We start from the raw sequence: 20,319 nt of genomic DNA, 5'->3' as shown, positions 1-20,319 counted from the left end.
GCTCCCGCGTTCTGCCCGGTGATGCGAGGATGACGCCGTGTCGAGCACCGTGATCGTGATCATCGTCGTTGTCGCTGTTCTGCTGCTGGTCGCGCTCGTTGTCGGCGTGCAGCTGCGCCGCAGGCGGCGGATCAGCCTGACCGAGCGGGAGAAGCCGGCCGAGCCGGAGAAGCGAACGGGCTATCAGGCCGGTGGCGGGATCAACCTCGCGCCCGGCGGCGAGAAGGCCGGTGAGAAGACCGGCGAGAAGACAGCGGAGAAACCGGCCGGGGAACCGCCGGCGGAACCGGTCGAGAAACCGGCGGAAATACCGGTCGAGGAAGCCGAGCCGGAAGCGGCGCCCGAGCCCGAACTCGACACCGAGCAGGCGCCGGTGCGCGAGCCGGTCGAGGAGATCGCGCCGACCAGTGGGCGGCTCGAGCGGCTGCGTGGCCGGCTGTCGCGCACCCGGTCCACCTTCGGCGCGGGCCTGCTCGGCCTGCTCGGCGCCGGTGACCTGGACGAGGACTCCTGGACCGAGGTCGAGGACACCCTGCTGCTGGCCGACCTCGGCGCCGCCACCACCCAGGACGTGGTCGACCGCCTGCGCGCCGAGCTCGTCTCCCGGGGGGTGCGCACCGCCGACGAGGCCAGGGCGCTGCTGCACGACGTCCTGGTCGACGCCCTGCGTCCGGACATGGACCGGGCCGTGCGCGCCCTCCCGCACGAGGTCGACGGCATCAAGCTGCCGGCCGTCGTGCTGGTCACCGGGGTCAACGGCACCGGCAAGACCACCACCACCGGCAAGCTGGCCAGGGTGCTGGTCGCCGACGGCCGCACGGTCGTGCTCGGCGCGGCCGACACCTTCCGCGCCGCGGCCACCGAGCAGCTCACCACCTGGGCGTCGCGGGTCGGCGCCGAGGTCGTGCGCGGCAAGGAGGGCGGCGACCCGGCCGCGGTCGCCTTCGACTCGGTCAAGCGCGGCATCGAGTCCGGCGTGGACGCCGTGCTGGTCGACACCGCGGGCAGGCTGCACACCAAGACCGGCCTGATGGACGAGCTCGGCAAGGTCAAGCGGGTGGTGGAGAAGCAGACCAAGGTCGACGAGGTGCTCCTCGTGCTCGACGCCACCACCGGCCAGAACGGCCTCACCCAGGCACGGGTGTTCGCCGAGGTCGTGGACGTCACCGGCATCGTGCTGACCAAGCTCGACGGCACCGCGAAGGGCGGCATCGTCTTCCAGGTGCAGCGCGAGCTCGGGGTTCCGGTCAAACTCGTCGGCCTCGGCGAGGGCGCCGACGACCTGGCGCCGTTCGAGCCGGTCGCCTTTGTGGACGCACTGCTGGGGAAGGGCTGACCGATGGAGTTCCAGGACGTGGTGCGCACCCGTCGGATGGTGCGCAGGTACCAGGACCGGCCGGTGCCGGCGGACGTGCGGGACCGCATCCTGCGCAACGCCACCCGCGGCCCGTCCGCCGGGTTCTCCCAGGGCCAGGCGTTCCTGGTGCTGGAAGGCGATGACCTGGCCAGGTTCTGGGCACTGCGCCCCAAGGGCAACGACGTGAGCACCGCGCCGCTGCTGATCGTGCCGATGTCGTGCAAGCGGGTGTACCTCGACCGGTACGCGCAGCCGGACAAGGGCTGGACCGACCGCGACGAGGCGCGCTGGCCGGTGCCGTTCTGGCACGTCGACACCGGTATGGCCACGCTGTTGATCCTGCAGACCGCCGTCGACGCCGGGCTCGGCGCGCTGTACTTCGGCATCGTGCCCGAGGACGTCGCGCCGTTCCGTGCGCTGTACGGAGTGCCGGACGACCACGAGCCGATCGGCGCGGTCGCCATCGGTTACCCCGACGAACCGGAGCAGTCCGGTTCGCCCAGGAGCCGGGCGCGTCGCCCGATCGACGACGTGGTGCACCACGGCCGGTGGTGATGGTCGGGCGTTCACTCCTCGGGGTCGGCCAGGCACAATGAGTGGATGCGTGGCGACGAGCTTGTTCCGTTGGGGCACACCGGGCTGACGGTCAGCCGGCTGGGGCTGGGGTTGGCGTCGATCGGTGGGCTGTTCACGCCCGTGCCCGAGAGCCAGGCGATCGCCACCATCGACCACGCGTGGGATCTCGGTGTCCGGTTGTACGACACCGCGCCGGTGTACGGATACGGACGCTCCGAGGTGTACGCCGGGCGGTCGCTGGCCGCGCGCCACCGTGCCGAGTTCGTGCTGTGCACCAAAGTGGGCCGGTTGATCGAATCCGACGGTCCGGACACGCAGGCGATCTGGGCTGATCCACCAGCCGGAGTCGGACCACGTCTCGACTACTCCTATCCTGCCGTCCGGCGGTCCGTCGAGGAGAGCCTCGATCGGCTCGGCATGGACCGCGTCGACGTGCTCCACGTGCATGACCCGGAGCAGGACTTTCCCACCGCGGTCACCGAGGCCTATCGCGCGGTGGCGGACCTGAGGGCCGAGGGCACGATCGGGGCGGTGTCGATCGGGGTGAACCACGCCGACGTCGCCGCCCGGTTCCTCCGCGAGTCCGCCGCACCCGGGCCGGACTGCGTGTTGCTCGCCGGCCGATACTCACTGCTCGACCAGTCCGGCCTGGACGAGCTGCTCCCGCTGTGCCAGCGGCGTGGGGTGTCGGTCATCGCGGCCGGCGTGTACCAGGGCGGCGTACTGACCGCGCGGCCCGCGACCGACGCGCGCGTCCCGGTCTGGCGCGAACTCTGTGCTCGCCATGATGTTCCACTGCTGGCCGTGGCCGTGCAGTTTCCGTTCGCCCACCCGGCCATCGACTCCGCGGTGGTCGGTGCCCGCGATCCACAGGAGATCGCCGACAGCATGGCGTGGCTGCCCCACCCGGTGCCGCCTGCCCTGTGGCACGACGCGAAGCGAGCCGGCCTCATCCCCGAGCAGGCACCAGTTCCCACGGCGTAACCACCTTCGGTGTCCACAATGGACAGCGTGCTTGCTGGGGTCCCGTGTGGTTGGTTCATGGGATGTCCTCTTGAAAGTTGCGTACACGTGTGGCTACAGTGAGTGTCGTCCGATGGTGCGGGGACATGCCCACGTCGAGCGGATCCCTTGGGGGGACAACGGAATGACAGCCCATGCCGCATCCGGGCCCAAGCCTGCGTTCAGTGAGGACTCACCTGGTCAGCATCCGAGTCTGGACCGTTGGCTGACGGTCAAGGTCCCGATCGACACGTTGTCCGCGGCGGACTCGCCGCGCCTGGCGGGCGAGGTCGAGGAGCACGCGCAGGTGCTGGCCGAGTCCGGCGACGAGCTACCGCCGATCGTGGTGCACCGGCGCTCTTTGCGGGTGATCGACGGGATGCACCGGCTACGGGCAGCGCGGATACGCGGTGAGACCGAGATCGACGTGTGCCTGTTCGACGGCGACGACAAGGACATTTTCCTGCTCGCGGTTCAGCTCAACGTCACTCATGGTCTGCCACTCTCACTGGCCGACCGCACCCATGCCGCGGCGAGGATTCTCGACTCACATCCACGCTGGTCCGATCGGGTGATCGCCGAGCTGGTCAGGCTTTCGCCGAACACCGTCGGCGCGATCCGCAGGTGTTCGACTGTTCATGATGCGCAGTCGAACACGCGCACCGGCCGTGACGGACGGGTGCGTCCGGTGAACGGCGAGGCGGGGCGTCTCCTGGCGAGTGAACTGATCACGAGCAACCCGGACGCGTCGCTGCGGGAGGTGGCCAGCGCCGCTGGTGTCGCACCCTCCACGGCCTGGCGGGTCCGCGCGAAGATGCGAACGACCAAGCCGCTCGCGGCGTCGATACCCAACCGGCCGGTACAGCGGGATCGCACGGCCATCCTGCGGAGCCTGAAACTGGATCCGTCATTGCGCTTCACCGAGTCCGGCAGGACGTTGCTGCGCTGGCTGAGCACACCCGCGGTGGAACTGATCGACTGGTCGACGGTCGTCGGGGGCCTGCCGCAGCACTGCTGTCGCAAGGTCGCCGACCTGGCAAGGCAGAACGCGGCCGCCTGGCTGGAGATGGCGGAGCGACTCGAGCGCCAGGATGCCAGCTGACCTTGTGCCTGCCCCGACTCCGGGGCAGGCACAAGGTGGCTCAGCCGATCGGCTGGTTCATGTCGGTCTCGATCTCGGCCTGGGTCAACGGGCGGTTGTAAACCCTTACCTCATCCAGGATTCCGTGCAGCAACTGGTCGGCATCGGGCCGGCCACCGAGCCACACGGACCCGCCGGAGGGCTGGGATCCACTGGCCACCGCCTCGGTGCCCATCAGGATCCCGTTCACGTAGAGCCGCATCTGCTCGCCGTCGACGACCAGCGCGATGTGTGCCCACAGGTCCACCGACAGGAAGTTCTCGGTGGTGATGACGCTGCCCTGCCCGCTGACGGTCACCGCCGCGCCCGCGCCGTTGTCCGGCGTGCTCACCGAGAGCCGGTAGTTGTCTCCGGATGGCCGCTCGATCGCCACCGCGGTCTGCCACACATCACGGAAACTGCTGGGCAGTGTCCATGCCTCCACAGTGAACTGTCGGGTGTCGAATGCCGGACTCGGCTGTGTCCTTGCCACGTCCTCCACGCCGTCGAACCACACGCCGCGTCCGTACTTGCCGCCGGTCACCCGATACCCGCTGGACAGCACGGCCTTGTGGCCCTGCCCGCTGCGGTCTCGGACGATGGATCCCTTCTGCTCCTCGAATCCGTACGCGGCGACCAACCCGGGAGCCGAGGTGCCCGAGGTGGTTGGCGAGACGTCCGTCCGGGAATCCGTTGTGGAGTAGGAGATCCGGTTCAGCGTGCCGTCACCGAGTGAGAGGTGGTACAGGTGTCCGTCCGGTCCGTTGAGCAGCTGTACCGGCATGTTGAGGCCGGTGAGCACCGGCTCGATCTGTGCCGGGGCCTTTCCGTTGGTGTTGGCCGGCGTTGCCCAGACGCAGCCTCGAATCACGTCGGCGAAGAACAACTTCCCGTGATACGCCTCGGGATACGGGCTGCCGTTCTCGAACGCGAGACCGGACACCGCGGAGTTGCCTGGCTGACAGCCGTCCCCCTCCACGACATCGCTGTAGTGGTGGTAGGCGAGGTGCGGCGGCGTCTGCCCGCCCTGGTCGTACAACGAGTTGCACGTACCGAGGTCGACATCCCGGACGCTGGGCAGGATCTGGTCGCCGTCGTAGCACGGCCAGCCGAAGTTCTCGACGACCTCGTCAGTGACGTCCGGAATCCGGTTGATCTCCTCCCAGATCTGCCAGCCAACGTCTCCGACCCACATCTCGTTGCTGTCCGGACGCATCGTGAGTCGATACGGGTTGCGCAGGCCGTAGGCGACAATGCGGCGCTCGTTGGCGTCGGCGCTGTCGGCGAACGGGTTGTCGGCCAACCCCTCGCCGGTATCGGGGTCGATCCGGATGATCGTTCCGTTCAGCACGCGCGGCTGGCCGGCGGGCCGGCGAGGCGACTGGGACCGTAGCGCACCACCCTGCGCGGTGGCGGGTTCCTGGACACCTGGCGGATCCGCGCACGGGTTGCCGCGCTGTCCGTAGTCGACGAAGTCGTAGCCGGCGCCTTCGCCCGCGCTGGCGTAGAGCGCACCGTCCTTGCCGAACATCAGCGTGCCGGCCGAGTGACTGGTGAACTGCTGACACCAACTGGTGAGCAGGTTCTTCCCGTCGACAGCGGTGTCACCATCGGCCGTGTACCGGGCCAACCGGTTCTGCACCGGGCAACCGAGTGTCATGTCCGGGCACGCGTCGTTCCAGTGCGGCGCGGTCTCGCCCGGCGGAGCGTCGTAGGTGTAGAGCACGTAGACGTAGGGTCGCGTTGGGAACTGCGGATCGAGCGCGAGCCCGAGCAGGCCCCGGTCCTGCAGGCTGAAGACCTGGTCGCGGATGTCCAGGAACGTGGCCGGAGTGGTGTCGCCGGGACCGTCGAACACCTTGATCAGGCCACGCTGTTCGGCCACGAAGATCCGGCCGTCCGGCGAGAACGCGGCGGCGGTCGGTCCGGCGAGCCCCGTGAGTACCGGTGTGTCAACGAACCCGCCCTCGGGGGCGTTCACCTTGTCGGCGCCCGAGGCGGCCGCCCCGGGCGCGGACAGGGCGAACGCGATGACCCCGGACATGGACGCGATCAGCATTCTTGTTAATTTCACTACCATTCTCCTCAGTGTTGGGAACGGTCACAGACCAGGCCGATGCTGCCCTTTTTTCGAATGAAGCCGTGTCCGGCGCCGACGAACTCCATCCGGGGGCGTCCCAGCGCGCGTTCGTCCAGCAGGCGCCAGGTCGAGTTCGTCGCCAGCCAGGGTTTCACCTGGTCAGTCATCTGGTCCGGGTCGGTCGCCATGAACAACATGTCGGCGGGTAGGGCGTTGATCAGATCGAGATCCTGGCCGTAGTAGAGCATTTCGATGAGCAGTACCGCGGCCGTCGGCGGCAGCGTCGAGCGAGTCAGGTCGGCGAGACTGTCCGGTCGAATCGAAACCTCCCGGCCGGCCAGGGCGGTGGTCAACCGGGAGCGGAAAACCGCATTCGGCTCGGTGGCCACGATCTGGTGCCCCTTGTCGGCCAGGCGAGTGGTCAACGCCCCCTCGCAGGCGCCGATCTCGATGAGCACGTGGCCTGGCGGGCACCAGTCGCCTATCCAGCTCGTCGTTGCACGCAACCGTTCCGCCTCGTATTCGGAGGTGTCGAAGTCCCATGGGTCGACGGCGACCGCGGCGCTGTCCTCGGCCGAACTGGCAAGGCCGAACAACCGGTTCGCGGCGAGCCGATCAACGCGCAGGAACCGTTCCACGACCGCGACCGCGTGTGTCTGCACCTGACGCGCTCCCGCATTATCCCTCAGCAGGTCGGCGCAGTACCGGTTGACGAAATCGATCTTCGTGGTCACCTGCGTTCGACTCATCGCGACCGTGCGGTCCGGTACCATTTCCAGGAACCTGTTCTGGCCGACGGAATGCCACGCCCGCGTCGGGCATATCTCAGCCAGTAGCCAGCCGACCTTCGCGTGTGTGGGTCGGCTGTCCGCGGGCGAGTGCGTCCAGATCTCGGTGTCGCCGGTCCGTTCGCACACCGCGGACAACCATTCTCGCAGGTCACGATCGTCGGACTGGGTGTTCGCCTGCTGCGGCGCCAACTGGTCGAGCCGGTCGGCAAGCGGCGAATCGGCCGAAAGCGACAATGTTTCACGTCGCGATACAATAATGATTTCGACATTTTCTGGCCGCTCGATGACTGACAGCATCTCCAGAACGGCGTCCTCGGCATGCCAGACAATCACAATTGCATTCACAGGTGATCAGGTTGCCGGTGTCCGTGAACGATGTCCAGCTTTGCGCTGGTCACCCGATTAGACTACACCGTTCAGATTCCGCAACCAGTAGCTTCGGTGAGGAGGGTCCTGGAGGGAAAGGGTTTCTACGATCATGTCGAGTACGGTTCAGTCGATATCGAGAGTCGTGGTGCTGAGTTACTATCACCCCTGGGTCGGCGGTGGCGCGGCCCGGCCGCGGCAATTAGCGCTGGCCGACCTCGCCAAGCAACGAACCGTGGATTTCATCTGTTCGACCGACACCGGCATGGACGACGCACGCGCGCTCATCGCGGCCGATCCGAATCCCCGATTGCGCATCTATCTGCTCGACCCGGACCAGGGCGTCCTGCGCCGGATCGCCCCCGATCCCGCTGACGACGAGATCCTCGCGCTCACGGACGTACTGCCACAGGGGCCAGGCGACGAGTACGTCCGCGTGCACGCGCCGGGAACCGCCCTGCTGCCGCTGTTCCAGGACGCCGCCCGGCGTGGTGTGCTGTCGGTGTACGACCAGATGGATCACTGGGAGGGCTTCCCGAAGCAACCGTGGGGCGACTCGTCACTGGAACGGTTCTTCGTCGCCGCCGCCGACCTGGTCGTGACCATCACCCAGTCGCTTGCCGACGAGTTCGGCGACGTGACGTCCATGCACGTCGTCCCGAACGCGGTCAACGACGAGCTGCAGCGGGTGCTCGCCGCCGCGCCGCCGCCGGCGAATCCCCGGCCGAAGGTGCTGTACACGGGAGCGATGTGGCCTGACTGGTTCGACTGGCGGGCCGCCGCGCACTGCGCGGAGGCCGTCCCCGAGGCCGACTTCGTGTTCCTCGGCAAGGTGACCGCCACCAGCGACGAGGACGACGGCAGGCCGGTTCTCGACTATGCCTCCGCGCTGGCGGCACTGCCCAACGTCACGATGATCGACGAGGTCCCGCACCACGAGATCGTCGACTACCTGACATCGTGCGACGTCGGCCTGATTCCGTTCGTGGTCAACGAGGTCACCGATCCGTGCTCGCCGCTGAAGGTCTTCGAGTACCTGGCAGCCGGGATGCCGGTCGTGTCGACGCCACTCGCGGGCGTACGTGGCTACCCGGGGATGTGGTACTACACCGACGTCGACGAACTGCGGCAAGCGACGCTCGACGCCATCGCCGACGCGAAGGACCCGGTGCGTCGAGCGGAACGGGTCGCCTTTGGCGCGAGCAACACGTGGTCGGCACGGATCGACGACATGGACCGGATCCTCACGGGGTACCTGGGTGGGCAGCCATGACGCATCGCGCTGTGCTCGACGCGGCGATGACCTGGATCGAGGCGGCCCACGACGTCACCGGCAGGCAGGGCATCTCCGCCGGCTACGACCTAACCAAGGGCTGGCTGCCCGCGTATCCGGAGACCAGCGGCTACTCGATCCCGACCCTGCTGCGTGCGGCGGACGCGTTGCAGCGGCCGGAGTTGGCGGTCCGGGCACACGAGGTGGCCGCCTGGCTGTTGGGCATCCAGTTGCCGGACGGGTCCTTTCCCGGCGGTGTCGGCGTCGATGGTGACCCGGTCGTGTTCGACGTTGGACAGATCATGCAGGGCCTGCTCGACCTGTGGCTGGCAACCCGGGACGGAGACGTCCTGGACGCGCTCGGCTGGGCGGCGGACTGGCTCGCGTCGGTTCAGGACGTCGACGGCGCCTGGCGCTCGCACGCCTACCTCGGCTACGCCAACACCTATTCGTCTCGCGTCACCTGGTCGGTCGCCCGGCTGTGGCAGGTGACCGGTGATCCTGCCCAGCTCGCCTGTGTCGAACGCTCCCTGCGCTGGATGCTCAGCCAGGTCCAGCCGAGTGGCTGGATCGATCGGATGATGTTCAACACCGAAGAGACACCGTATACCCACACAATCGCCTACACACTGCGCGGAATGCTTCGCTGTGGTCGCATCGTCGGCGGCGAGCTCGGTCAGCGGTGCGTCGATGTCGCGACTCGTGCCGCCGTGCGACTGGCCGAGCTCCGTACCGCGCTGTACCCGTTGCTGCCGGGCGAGATCGGCCCCGGTTTCCGGCCGATGGCCGACTATGCCTGCCTCACCGGCGACGCGCAGATGGTGACGGTATGGCTCGACGTGGCGGACAGCCATCCAGAGCTGGGCGACCGGGCGGAGGACACGTTGCGCCGGCTGGCGACCATGCAGGTACGTCAGCCCGTCGAACCAGCTGTCGTGGGTGCGCTGCCCGGCTCGTGGCCGCTGAGCGGCGGATACCAGACACTCTTCTTTCCCAACTGGGCCAGCAAGTTTCTCGCCGACGCGGTGCTCAACACGGAATCGGAACGTGTCGGGCCACGGGCCACGACCTGACGTCCGCGTGGTCACTCCAGACTCCCTGTTTTCAGAAGGTGAAGCGCCGACCTATGTCCACAGAGCGACAGATAGCCGTTGTGCTCGGCACCCGTCCGGAGATCATCAAGCTGGCGCCGGTCATCGACCGGTTGGGTCGTGACGTGCGGATGGTCCACACCGGCCAGCACTTCAGCGAGGTGATGTCAGACCAGCTGTGCATCGACTTCGCGCTGCCCGCGGCCGCGGTCAACCTCGGGCTCGGTGGTGGCGACCGGGGGTCCCAGCTGGGGTCGATGGTCACCGCGCTCAGTGAGACGTTCACCACGGATCGCCCGGCCGCGGTCGTGGTGCAGGGCGACACCACGTCGGCCCTGGCCGGCGCGTTGGCGGCCAACGCCAACAACATCCCACTGTGTCACGTCGAAGCTGGCCTGCGCAGCTTCGACCGGGCGATGCCTGAAGAGCACAACCGCGTTCTCGTCGACCATGTCGCGGATCTGTGTTTCGCCCCGACCCGGGTCAACAGCGCCAACCTGGCGGCGGAGAACGTCCCACCCGAACGGGTCCAGGTGACCGGGAACACGATCGTCGACGCGCTCCAGCGCATGCTGCCGTCCACTTCGGTCACCGACGCGGCGCTGCGTGCGTTCCACCTCGAACGCGACCGCTTCGTACTGACCACTTTGCACCGGCCGGAGAACGTCGACCGACCAGAGACGCTGGAGTTGCTGCTGAAGCAGCTCAGTTCCCTGAGCCTGCCCGTGTTGCTGCCGATGCATCCCCGCACCGAGCGGCGGATCACCGAGTTCGGCCTGTCGGAGTTGCTTGACGGGCTGCTGGTCACCAGTCCCTTGCGGTACCAGGACTTTCTGGCCGTGTCGAGCGCGGCGGCCGTGCTGGTATCCGACTCTGGTGGCCTGCAAGAGGAAGCGAGTGTCCTCAAGCGACCGATCGTGGTTCTCCGGCGCAGTACCGAACGTCCTGAGGTCGAAGGAACGTTCGGCGTCAGGGTCGAGCCCGGCCCGGAGTCGGAACTGGTTCTGCGTGAGTGGACGACCTCGGTCGACGCCCGGCTCCGGCGACTGGGGGAGATCCCGTCGCCGTTCGGCGACGGCGCGGCCGGACCACGAATCGCCGCCGCGATCCGTGAGATGCTCACGTCGGCTGGGTAGCTCTACCATGTAGACCATGGTCGACACCCAGGTACTCGGCGGAACCGTCGAACGTAGCGAGGAGATTCTCACTCCGGCGGCGCTGGAGTTCGTCGCCGAACTGCACGCGCGGTTCGCCGACCGGCGCGATGAACTGCTCGCCGCCCGCACGACCCGGCGGGCCGAGGCGGCGCGGACCGGCCGGCTGGACTTCCTGCCGGAGACCGCCGGGGTGCGCGCGGCGCAGTGGCGGGTGGGCGAGGCACCGGTGGACCTGGCCGACCGGCGGGTGGAGATCACCGGGCCGACCGAGCGCAAGATGGCGATCAACGCGCTCAACTCCGGCGCCCGTGTCTGGCTCGCGGACCTGGAGGACGCCAACACCCCGCACTGGTCCAACGTGGTGTCCGGTCAGGTCAACCTGTTCGACGCGGTGCGCGGCACGATCAGCTTCACCTCGCCGGAGGGCAGGAGCTACGCGCTCAAGGACGGCGTGCGGCCGGCGGTGATCGTCATGCGGCCCCGCGGCTGGCACCTCGACGAGCGGCACCTGAGCTTCGACGGCAGGCGCGGCGTCGGCGCGCTGGTCGACTTCGGACTGTACTTCTTCCACAACGCCAGGGCGTTGCTCGAGCGCGGCAGCGGACCGTACTTCTACCTCCCGAAGCTGGAGAGCCACCTCGAGGCGCGGCTGTGGAACGACGTGTTCACCCTTGCCCAGGAGCGCCTCGGCGTCCCGCACGGCACGGTCCGCGCGACCGTGCTGATCGAGACCATCCCGGCGGCCTTCGAGATGGACGAGATCCTCTACGAGCTGCGCGAGCACGCCTCCGGGCTGAACGCCGGCCGCTGGGACTACCTGTTCAGCCTGATCAAGTACTTCCGTGACGCGGGCGCGGACTTCGTGCTGCCCGACCGCAACGACGTGACCATGACCGCGCCGTTCATGCGTGCCTACACCGAGCTGCTGGTGCGCACCTGCCACCGGCGCGGGGCGTTCGCGATGGGCGGGATGGCCGCGTTCATTCCCAACCGGCGCGACCCCGAGGTCACCGCGAAGGCGCTCGCGAAGGTGCACGAGGACAAGCGGCGCGAGGCGGCCGACGGGTTCGACGGCTCCTGGGTGGCCCACCCCGACCTGGTCGACATCTGCGCCGAGGAGTTCGGCGAGGTGCTCGGCGACCGGCCGAACCAGCTCGACCGACTGCGTGCGGAGGTGTCGGTGACCTCGGCGCAACTGCTCGACGTCGCCGCGACACCCGGCCGGGCGACCGAGGCCGGACTGCGGGCGGCGGTCGATGTCGGGGTGCGGTACCTGGCGTCCTGGCTGTCGGGCAACGGCGCGGCGGCGATCCACAACCTGATGGAGGACGCGGCCACCGCGGAGATCTCCCGCTCGCAGGTGTGGCAGTGGGTGCGCAACGGGGTCGTGCTGGACACCGGCACGAAGGTCACCACCGAGCTGGTCCGGTCGGTGCTCGACCAGACCCACACCGCGCTGGGCGGCGAGCTGCCGGCCGAGTTCCTCGACCAGGCGGTGGAACTGTTCGAGCAGGTGGCGCTGGCCGACGAGTTCCCCGACTTCCTCACCCTGCCGGCCTACGAGCGGATCTGAGCCGTGCGGACCTCGCTGGACGGTCCGGCGGTGGCCGGCATCGCCCGTGGGTTGGCGGCGGTGGACACCGCGCGGGCGGCCCGCTACCCCGGCGACCGGGGCGGCCGGCAGCCGGTGCACACCTGCTACGTGCCGGCCGACCGGGTGGTCGGGGACCTGGCGGCGTCCTGGGGCGCGGCCGCGCTGGCCGCGCTCGACGAGCACGCGCCGAGCGCGGCGGCGTTCGGCACGCTGTTCGACCTGCCGGCCGAGCTGGCCGAGGCGGTGCACGCCAAGGTGGTCGCGAAACTGCGCCGGGAGCCGGTCGAGGACCTGCGCGTCGACTTCGAGGACGGCTACGGCTGGCGGCCGGACGCCGACGAGGACGCCGACGCGGTCCGCTGCGCCGGCCTGGTCGCCGGCTGGCGAAGTCCGCCGCCGTGGGTGGGCATCCGGTTCAAGTCCTTCGACACCCCGGAGTCCTTCGCCCGCGGGGTACGCACGCTGGACCTGTTCGTCACCGAGCTGGGCGCGGTGCCGGTGCTGACCTTCCCCAAGGTGACCGACGTGGCGCAGGTGTCGGCGTTGGTGGACCTGTTGGCGTTGCTGGAGTCCCACCTCGGTCTCGGCGACGGCGCGCTGCGGTTCGAGATCCAGATCGAGACCACGCAGTCCATTGTGGACAGCGAGGGCCGGTTCGCGGTGCCGAGGTTCGTCGAGGCCGGGCGGGGCCGGGTGAGCGGGCTGCATTTCGGCACCTACGACTACACCGCCGCGTGCGGGCTGTCGGCCGCCGAACAGCACCTCGCGCACGCCGCGTGCGACTTCGCCAGGAACGCGATGCAGGTCGGCGCGGCCGGCACCGGGGTGCGGCTGTCCGACGGCTCGACCAACGTGCTGCCCGTCGGCGATTCCGAAGCGGTGTCGGCGGCCTGGCGCACTCACTACGACCTGGTGCTGCGGTCGCTCGCGCACGGGTTCTACCAGGGCTGGGACCTGCACCCGGCCCAGCTGGTGACCCGGTACGCGGCGAACTTCGTCTACTGGCTGCGTAATGCTCCCGCCGACGCGCGGCGGCTGCGGGCCTATGTGGACAGCGCGGCCACCGGCGTGCTCGACGAACCGGCCACCGCCCAGGCGATGGCGATGTCGTTGCGCCGCGCGGTCGACTGCGGCGCGCTGACCTCGGCGGAGGTCGAGACCCTGTGCGGCCTGTCCGAGGCGGAGCTGGCCGCCCTGGTCCGCCGGGAACCGCGATGACCGTCTTCGATCTGGCGTTCCACGCGCCCGCGTTGATCGCGTCCGGTGGGCAGACCTCGGGGTGGGTCGGTGTCCTGGACGGGGTGATCGCCGAGATCTCGTCGTCGCCGCTGGCCGCCGACCAGGTCGTCGAGCTGGCCGCCGACGAGGTGCTGCTGCCCGGTCTGGTCGACACCCACGTGCACGTCAACGACCCCGGCCGCACCGAGTGGGAGGGCTTCGAGTCCGCCACAGCCGCGGCTGCGGCCGGCGGGGTCACCACGCTGATCGACATGCCGCTCAACAGCATCCCGCCGACCACCGACCTGGCCGCGCTCGCGGTCAAACGCGCGACCGCCCGCGACCGCGTGCACGTCGACGTCGGCTTCTGGGCGGGCGCGGTGCCCGGCAACCTCGCCAGCCTGGTCGCCATGCACGAGGCGGGCGTGTTCGGCTTCAAGTGCTTCCTGTCCCCGTCCGGGGTCGACGAGTTCGGCCACCTGGACGCCACCGAGCTGGCCGCCGCGCTGCGCCTGCTGCACGGCATCGGCGCGCTGATGATCGTGCACGCCGAGGACCCGGCCGAGGTCTCCCCGGCGACCGGCGACCGCTACGCCGACTTCCTCGCCTCCCGCCCGCGTGCCGCCGAGAACTCCGCGATCGAGCTGCTGATCTCGTTGGCCCGCGCGGCGGACGCGCGCGTGCACGTCCTTCATCTGTCCTCATCGGACGCCCTGCCGGCGATCGCCGCCGCCCGCCGCGACGGTGTCGCGATCACCGCCGAGACCTGCCCGCACTACCTGACCCTGCGCGCCGAGGACATCCCGGACGGCGCGACCCGGTTCAAGTGCTGCCCGCCGATCCGCGAGTCGGCCAACCAGGACCTGTTGTGGCAGGGCCTCGCCGACGGCGTGCTCGACTGCGTGGTCAGCGACCACTCACCGGCGACCGTGGCGCTCAAACAACCGGCCTCCGGCGACTTCGGCACCGCGTGGGGCGGCATCGCCGGCCTGCAGCTCGGCCTGCCGGCGATGTGGACCGAGGCCAGGTCCCGGGGCGTGCCGCTGGCTACGGTCGTCGACTGGATGTCCCGGCGCCCGGCCGAGCTGGTCGGCCTGCGCCGCAAGGGCCGGATCGCGGTCGGCCAGGACGCGGACCTGTGCGTGTTCGCGCCGGCACGCTCCTTCACCGTCGACGCCAGCGAACTGCGGCACCGCAACCCGGTGACCGCTTATCACGGACGCACGCTGACCGGCGTCGTCGAATCGACCTGGTTGCGCGGCAGGCGGATCACCGACCGCCCGCGCGGCAGGCTACTGGTGCGGGGGTTGGCATGACGGACTGGACCGGGCTGCCCGACCTGGCATCCCGCCGGCTGGGCGGCAGTGTCGTCTGGGCCAACGACGAGGCCTTCGCCGAGCGGGAGAACCTGATCCTGGCGGCCGAGCCGGTGTTCTCCCCGGCCACCTTCGGCCACCGGGGGCAGGTCTACGACGGCTGGGAGACCAGGCGCCGCCGCGCGCCGGGCTCGGACCAGGCGCTGGTCCGGCTGGGCCTGCCCGGGGTGATCCGCGGCCTGGTGGTGGACACCGCGTTCTTCACCGGCAACTACCCGCCCGCCTGCTCGGTCGACGGCTGCGCGGTCGAGGGCTACCCGAGCCCGGCGGAGCTGGCGACCGCGGACTGGCACCCGCTGGTGGCCACCGCGCCGCTGGCCGGCGACACCAGGAACCGGTTCGACGTCACCGAGCCGCACCGGTTCACCCACGTCCGCCTGACCATCCACCCCGACGGCGGTGTGGCCCGGCTGCGGGTGCTCGGCGAACCGGTGGCCGATCCTCGGGTGACCGATCTCGGCGCGCTCGACCTGGCCGCGCTGGAGAACGGCGCCGCGATCGCCGGCTGTAGCAACATGTTCTACTCGTCGCCGGCCAACCTGATCTCGCCCGGGTTCGCGCAGGTGATGGGGGAGGGGTGGGAGACCGCCCGCCGCCGGGACGAGGGCAACGACTGGGTGTCGGTCCGGCTCGCCGGCGCCGGCATCCCCCGGCTGGCCGAGCTGGACACCAGTCACTTCAAGGGAAACGCCCCCGGCTGGGCCTCGCTCACCGCCGACGGCCGGGTGCTCCTCGACCGGGTGCGGCTGCAACCCGACACCCGCCACCGGTTCGCGCTTTCGTCTGCGGACGCGGCGACCGAGGTGCGCCTGGACGTGTACCCGGACGGCGGCATGGCCCGGCTGCGCCTGTTGGGCGCGCTGAGCACGTCCGGCCGGGCGTCGTTCGTCCTGCGCTGGTTCAACCTGCTGCCCGACACCCAGGCCGCCGAGGTGCTCACCGCCGCCGGACTGTCCGAACAGGACATTCAGGCGACGGTCCGCGCCCGCCCGGTCGACACGCTGCCCGCCCTCGGGGTCTGAGTGGGTCGCGATCTGCCCACCCGGCCCGGCGCGGCTACCGTTCGAGGAGTGATCAGACGCATTCGCCGCTACTGGCGAGTCGGGCGCATCGACGCCGAACTTGTCCGGCGCAGCGGCGAGTTACCGCCGACGCGCTTCGACGCCCTGTGCCGGCGGGCCGGTATGGCGGCCGACCACAGCAGGCTGTGGTTCGCCATCGCCGCGGTCCTCATCGCCCGCAAGGGCGCCACCAGACGGGCCGGCCTGCGCGGGGTCGCCGCCATCGCCGGAGCCAGCATGTCCGCGAGCCTGGTCGGCAAGCGCCTGTTCCCCCGGCGGCGGCCGGCCGCCGAACTGCTCCCCGAACCCCGCCGCATGGTCCGCAGGCCGACGTCCTCGTCCTTCCCCTCCGGCCACGCCGCGTCCGCCTTCGCGTTCGCCTCCGCGGTGGCCATGGAGCACCGGGGCGCGGGCGCGGCCGTGCTGCCGCTGGCCGCGCTGGTCGGCTACTCCCGGGTGCACACCGGTGTGCACTGGCCGAGCGACGTGGCCGCCGGGGCGGCCATCGGGCTCGGCGCCGCGCGCGCCACCCGGCACTGGTGGCCGCACGGCGCCGGCCTGCCCCAACAGCGCGAGCCGCTCGTCGACGCGCCGGAGCTGGGTGCCGGCGAGGGGTTGCTGGTGCTGGTGAACCCGACCTCCGGCGCGGAGGGCGCCGACCCCGGCGAGGAGGTCCGGGCCATGTGGCCCAAGGCCGAGCTGATCCGGATCGAGCCGGACACCGACGCGATCGCCGAGTTCGCCGCCCGGCTCGCCGGCGGTGACGTGTGCGCGGTCGGCGCCGCCGGCGGCGACGGCACGGTCACCACGGTGGCCGGCTTCGCCGTCCGGTACCGGCTGCCGCTGGTGGTGGTGCCCGCCGGCACGCTGGACCACTTCGCCCGCGACCTCGGTGTCGACGGCCCGATGGACACCGCGGACGCCGCTCAGGTCGGCGCCGCGGTCCGGGTCGACGTGGCCACCGTGTCGGTCGAGCACCGGGGCGGGGACACCACGCGGCTGCAGTTCATCAACACCGCGAGCCTCGGCGGCTACCCGGAGATGGTGCGGTTGCGGGAGAAGCTGGAGGCCAAGTGGCCGAAGTGGTTCGCCGCCGCGCTGGCCATGAGCCGGGCGCTGCGCCGGGCCCAGCCGATGCCGGTGCTGCTCAACGGCCGCCGCCGGCTGGTCTGGATGTTGTTCGTCGGCAACGGCTCCTACGAGCCGAAGGGCTTCGGCGCCGCCCGCCGCGCGAGCCTGGCCTCCGGCAAGCTCGACATCCGCTACCTGCGCGCCGACCTGCCCTACTCCCGCGTCCGCTTCGCGCTCGCCGCGCTGACCGGCACCCTGCGCACCAGCCATGTCTACCGCCACTTCGAGGCCGCCGGGGTCGAGGTCCGGCTGCTCGGCGGTCCGCGCCGGATCGCCACCGACGGCGAGGTCGGCCCGCTCGGCCGCCGGTTCACCTTCCGCGTCGACGCGGGCGCGCTGGCCGTCTACCGGCTGCCGCCGGCCTGACCGAGCGCGGCGTCGTCCGGGGTCGGAAACCTGCTCGTAACACGAACAACCCGACAGTTCACCGTGGTGAAACGTGCGACGCGATCCTGCGAAACGTGACTTCTCGATGCTCCTCCGCAAGGTCGACGGCCATCAGGGGGAAGAACCAGAGGAGGAGAAGCGTGGAAGGGAATACGGCCTGGGTGCTCACCAGTGCCGCCCTGGTGCTGTTGATGACGCCGGGTCTGGCGTTCTTCTACGGCGGCATGGTGCGTACCAAGAGCGTGCTCAACATGCTGATGATGTGCTTCGGTGCGATGGCCGTCGTCGGTGTGCTGTGGGTGGTCTTCGGCTACTCGCTGGCCTTCGGTGACGACGTCACCGGTGGTCTGTTCGGTGATGTGTCCCAGCACCTCGGGCTGAGCGGTCTGCTCGGCGCCCCGGAGGACGGCTCGACGCTCGCGTTCGTGGTCTTCCAGGCGATGTTCGCGATCATCACGGTCGCCCTGATCGCCGGCGCGGTCGCCGACCGCGTCCGGTTCGGCGCCTGGCTGCTGTTCGCCGGCCTGTGGGTGACGCTGGTCTACTTCCCGGTCGCGCACTGGGTGTTCGACTTCAGCAACGAGGAGTCCGGGCACGTCGGCGGCTGGATCGCCAACAACCTCGGCGCGCTGGACTTCGCCGGCGGCACGGCGGTGCACATCAACGCGGGTGCCGCGGCACTCGCCCTGGCGATCGTGGTCGGCAAGCGGCGCGGCTGGCCCAAGGAGCCGATGAAGCCGCACAACCTGCCGTTCGTCATGCTCGGCGCCGGCCTGCTGTGGTTCGGCTGGTTCGGCTTCAACGCGGGTTCCGCGCTGGCCGCCAACGGCCTGGCCGGGGTCGCGTTCGTCAACACCCTGGCCGCCACCTCGGCCGCGATCCTCGGCTGGCTGCTGGTCGAGCGGCTGCGCGACGGGCGGGCCACCAGCCTCGGGGCCGCCTCCGGCGTGGTCGCCGGACTGGTCGCGATCACCCCGGCGTGTGCGTTCGTCGACACCTGGGGCGCGCTGTCGATCGGCGCCATCGCCGGCGCGGTGTGTGCGCTGGCGGTCGGCCTCAAGTACCGGTTCGGCTACGACGACTCGCTCGACGTGGTCGGCGTGCACCTGGTCGGCGGTCTGATCGGCACCCTGCTGATCGGCTTGTTCGGCACGGTCAACGCGAACCCGGACAGCGTCGACGGTCTGTTCTACGGTGGCGGGGTGGACCAGCTTGGCAAGCAGGTCGTCGGCGCGGTCGCGGTGATGGCCTACTCGCTGGTCCTCACGTTCATCATCGGGTACCTGATCAAGTTCACCATGGGTCTGCGGGTCCCGGACGAGGCCGAGGTCAACGGCATCGACGAGGCCGAACACGCGGAGACCGCCTACGAGCTGTCCGGCGTGCGCAGTGGGTCATCGGCGATCGGCAGGGCAGCGGACACCCTCGCCGGCAAGGTCCCCGCCAACGCGAGTAAGGAAGGCGTCACGCCATGAAGCTGGTCACGGCGATCATCAAGCCGTTCACGCTCGACGACGTGAAGTCGGCGCTGGAACAGGTCGGCGTGCTCGGGATGACGGTCAGTGAGGTCCAGGGCTACGGCCGGCAGAAGGGGCACACCGAGGTCTACCGGGGAGCGGAGTACTCGGTGGACTTCGTGCCCAAGGTGCGGATCGAGGTCCTGGTCGACGACGCGTTGGGAGACAAGGTGGTCGAGGCCGTGGTCGAGGCCGCCCGCACGGGCAAGATCGGTGACGGCAAGGTCTGGGTCACGCCGGTGGACACCGTGGTCAGGGTGCGCACCGGGGAGCGCGGCACCGACGCGCTCTGATGACGCTCGGGTCCACTGCGACGGATCTGGTACAGGCCCGCGATCGCCTTCTCGGCGGTCGCGGGCCCAACCAGGTCGGCCGGCTCGCCCCGGACGCGCTGCGCGAGGCACTGGCCGACCTGCACGAGTTCTGGCTGACGGTGCACGCCGCGCACGCCGGGATCCGCTCGGACAGCGAGGGCGTGGCACTGGTCGCGGTCGGCGGGCTCGGCCGGCGTGAGCTGGCGCCCTACTCCGACCTCGACCTGGTGCTGGTACACAGCGGCGGCCGGGACGTCGAGCCGATCGCCGAGCGGCTCTGGTACCCGCTGTGGAACTCCGGCATCGGCCTTGACCACTCGGTCCGCACCGTCGGCGAGGCCATCGAGGTCGCCGGCAAGGACCTGCGGACCGCGCTCGGCCTGCTCGACGCCCGGCACCTGGCCGGTGACCCCCGGCTCAGCCGGGAACTCGCCGACCAGGCACGGGACTCGTGGCGGGCGGGCGTGCGCAAACGCTTCGACGAGCTGATCGACTCCGCCCGGGATCGGTGGCGGCGCACCGGCGAGGTCGCCCACTGGGTCGAGCCCGACCTCAAACACGGCCGAGGCGGCCTGCGCGACCTGGCCATCCTCGACGCGCTGGCGCTGGCCCAGCTCATCGACCGGCCGGCGGGCGAGGTCGCCAAGGCCCGCAGGCTGCTGCTCGACACCCGCACCGAGCTGCGCCGGATCGCCGGCCGCCCCCGCGACGTGCTGATGCCCCAGGACGGCGACGAGATCGGCGCGCTGCTCGGCATCGGCGACCGGTTCACCCTGGCCAGAGCCCTGTCCGGGGCCGGGCGCGCGGTCGCCTACGCCGTGGACGTCGCCCTGCGCGCCGGCCAGCAGGGCCGCCGCAAGGTGCTCGGTGTGCTGCGCCGCCCGCCGGCGCGCCGGCCGCTGGCCGAG

Annotated in this window: 17 protein-coding genes; 15 read left to right on the top strand and 2 right to left on the bottom strand. The window is 70.2% G+C overall.

Features of this window, described 5'->3' with window-relative positions; all coding sequences use genetic code 11:
• Window positions 1-37: 37 nt before the first annotated feature.
• The 4 genes from ftsY (at window position 38) to ACYVIP_RS44050 (ending at window position 4,037) form a co-directional block, all read left to right on the top strand.
• Window positions 38-1,336, top strand: a complete 1,299-nt coding sequence (gene ftsY, locus ACYVIP_RS44065; protein ID WP_460407136.1) for a signal recognition particle-docking protein FtsY — start codon at window positions 38-40, stop codon at window positions 1,334-1,336.
• 3 nt (window positions 1,337-1,339) lie between these two features.
• Complete coding sequence (locus ACYVIP_RS44060; RefSeq protein WP_460407134.1) at window positions 1,340-1,912, top strand: nitroreductase family protein; 573 nt, start codon at window positions 1,340-1,342, stop codon at window positions 1,910-1,912.
• A gap of 45 nt (window positions 1,913-1,957) precedes the next feature.
• Entirely contained in the window at window positions 1,958-2,917 is a 960-nt protein-coding gene (locus tag ACYVIP_RS44055) for an aldo/keto reductase (RefSeq protein WP_460407131.1), read from the top strand.
• Window positions 2,918-3,029: 112 nt separating this feature from the next.
• Entirely contained in the window at window positions 3,030-4,037 is a 1,008-nt protein-coding gene (locus ACYVIP_RS44050) for a ParB/RepB/Spo0J family partition protein (RefSeq protein WP_460407129.1), read from the top strand.
• 40 nt (window positions 4,038-4,077) lie between these two features.
• On the opposite strand, the gene ACYVIP_RS44045 is transcribed toward ACYVIP_RS44050, so the two are convergent.
• Both ACYVIP_RS44045 and ACYVIP_RS44040 read right to left on the bottom strand, forming a co-directional pair.
• A complete protein-coding gene (locus tag ACYVIP_RS44045; protein ID WP_460407128.1) occupies window positions 4,078-6,129 on the bottom strand; it encodes a PQQ-dependent sugar dehydrogenase in 2,052 nt (683 codons plus the stop codon).
• 11 nt (window positions 6,130-6,140) lie between these two features.
• Window positions 6,141-7,271, bottom strand: a complete 1,131-nt coding sequence (locus ACYVIP_RS44040; RefSeq protein WP_460407126.1) for a methyltransferase domain-containing protein — start codon at window positions 7,269-7,271, stop codon at window positions 6,141-6,143.
• A 286-nt stretch (window positions 7,272-7,557) separates the two neighbouring features.
• Here ACYVIP_RS44040 and ACYVIP_RS44035 point away from each other — a divergent pair, with 286 nt between their 5' ends.
• The 11 genes from ACYVIP_RS44035 to ACYVIP_RS43985 form a co-directional block, all read left to right on the top strand.
• Window positions 7,558-8,565 (top strand): glycosyltransferase, encoded by a 1,008-nt coding sequence (locus ACYVIP_RS44035; RefSeq protein WP_460407124.1) that lies wholly within the window; start codon window positions 7,558-7,560, stop codon window positions 8,563-8,565.
• Window positions 8,562-9,638: a hypothetical protein gene (locus tag ACYVIP_RS44030; protein ID WP_460407122.1), complete on the top strand. Its 1,077-nt coding sequence runs from the start codon at window positions 8,562-8,564 to the stop codon at window positions 9,636-9,638. The genes ACYVIP_RS44035 and ACYVIP_RS44030 overlap by 4 nt, the downstream gene beginning before the upstream one ends.
• A 53-nt stretch (window positions 9,639-9,691) precedes the next feature.
• On the top strand, window positions 9,692-10,792 hold the full coding sequence (gene wecB, locus ACYVIP_RS44025) for a non-hydrolyzing UDP-N-acetylglucosamine 2-epimerase (protein WP_460407120.1): 1,101 nt from the start codon (window positions 9,692-9,694) through the stop codon (window positions 10,790-10,792).
• Between the two features lie 16 nt (window positions 10,793-10,808).
• Window positions 10,809-12,386 (top strand): malate synthase A, encoded by a 1,578-nt coding sequence (gene aceB / locus ACYVIP_RS44020; RefSeq protein ID WP_460407118.1) that lies wholly within the window; start codon window positions 10,809-10,811, stop codon window positions 12,384-12,386.
• A gap of 3 nt (window positions 12,387-12,389) precedes the next feature.
• Window positions 12,390-13,625, top strand: a complete 1,236-nt coding sequence (locus ACYVIP_RS44015; protein WP_460407117.1) for a DUF6986 family protein — start codon at window positions 12,390-12,392, stop codon at window positions 13,623-13,625.
• Complete coding sequence (allB, locus tag ACYVIP_RS44010) at window positions 13,622-14,941, top strand: allantoinase AllB (RefSeq protein ID WP_460407116.1); 1,320 nt, start codon at window positions 13,622-13,624, stop codon at window positions 14,939-14,941. Before ACYVIP_RS44015 ends, allB begins: the two co-directional genes overlap by 4 nt.
• A complete protein-coding gene (gene alc / locus ACYVIP_RS44005; protein WP_460407113.1) occupies window positions 14,938-16,023 on the top strand; it encodes an allantoicase in 1,086 nt (361 codons plus the stop codon). Before allB ends, alc begins: the two co-directional genes overlap by 4 nt.
• A gap of 48 nt (window positions 16,024-16,071) precedes the next feature.
• A complete protein-coding gene (locus ACYVIP_RS44000) occupies window positions 16,072-17,559 on the top strand; it encodes a phosphatase PAP2 family protein (RefSeq protein ID WP_460407111.1) in 1,488 nt (495 codons plus the stop codon).
• A 161-nt stretch (window positions 17,560-17,720) separates the two neighbouring features.
• The gene (locus tag ACYVIP_RS43995) at window positions 17,721-19,055 is read left to right on the top strand and encodes an ammonium transporter (protein ID WP_460407109.1); all 1,335 of its coding nucleotides are present in this window, start codon (window positions 17,721-17,723) and stop codon (window positions 19,053-19,055) included.
• Window positions 19,052-19,390, top strand: coding sequence for a P-II family nitrogen regulator (locus ACYVIP_RS43990; RefSeq protein WP_460407107.1), 339 nt, complete (start codon window positions 19,052-19,054; stop codon window positions 19,388-19,390). The genes ACYVIP_RS43995 and ACYVIP_RS43990 overlap by 4 nt, the downstream gene beginning before the upstream one ends.
• A partial coding sequence (locus ACYVIP_RS43985; RefSeq protein WP_460407105.1) for a [protein-PII] uridylyltransferase family protein occupies window positions 19,390-20,319 on the top strand: 930 nt, incomplete at its 3' end. The genes ACYVIP_RS43990 and ACYVIP_RS43985, both read left to right, overlap by 1 nt.

Source organism: Actinophytocola sediminis (genome assembly GCF_054779715.1).
The sequence above is the reverse complement of the archived record's forward strand: the minus strand, read 5'-3'. Positions and strand labels throughout refer to the sequence as shown.

What these genes read in the sequence shown, in the direction of transcription:
- ACYVIP_RS44060 (WP_460407134.1), top strand. Translation starts at nt 1,340, where the DNA reads ATGGAGTTCCAGGACGTGGTGCGCACCCGTCGGATGGTGCGCAGGTAC.
- ACYVIP_RS43990 (WP_460407107.1), top strand. Translation starts at nt 19,052, where the DNA reads ATGAAGCTGGTCACGGCGATCATCAAGCCGTTCACGCTCGACGACGTG.
- aceB (WP_460407118.1), top strand. Translation starts at nt 10,809, where the DNA reads ATGGTCGACACCCAGGTACTCGGCGGAACCGTCGAACGTAGCGAGGAG.
- wecB (WP_460407120.1), top strand. Translation starts at nt 9,692, where the DNA reads ATGTCCACAGAGCGACAGATAGCCGTTGTGCTCGGCACCCGTCCGGAG.
- ACYVIP_RS44030 (WP_460407122.1), top strand. Translation starts at nt 8,562, where the DNA reads ATGACGCATCGCGCTGTGCTCGACGCGGCGATGACCTGGATCGAGGCG.
- ACYVIP_RS44050 (WP_460407129.1), top strand. Translation starts at nt 3,030, where the DNA reads ATGGTGCGGGGACATGCCCACGTCGAGCGGATCCCTTGGGGGGACAAC.
- ACYVIP_RS44035 (WP_460407124.1), top strand. Translation starts at nt 7,558, where the DNA reads ATGGACGACGCACGCGCGCTCATCGCGGCCGATCCGAATCCCCGATTG.
- allB (WP_460407116.1), top strand. Translation starts at nt 13,622, where the DNA reads ATGACCGTCTTCGATCTGGCGTTCCACGCGCCCGCGTTGATCGCGTCC.
- alc (WP_460407113.1), top strand. Translation starts at nt 14,938, where the DNA reads ATGACGGACTGGACCGGGCTGCCCGACCTGGCATCCCGCCGGCTGGGC.
- ACYVIP_RS44055 (WP_460407131.1), top strand. Translation starts at nt 1,958, where the DNA reads ATGCGTGGCGACGAGCTTGTTCCGTTGGGGCACACCGGGCTGACGGTC.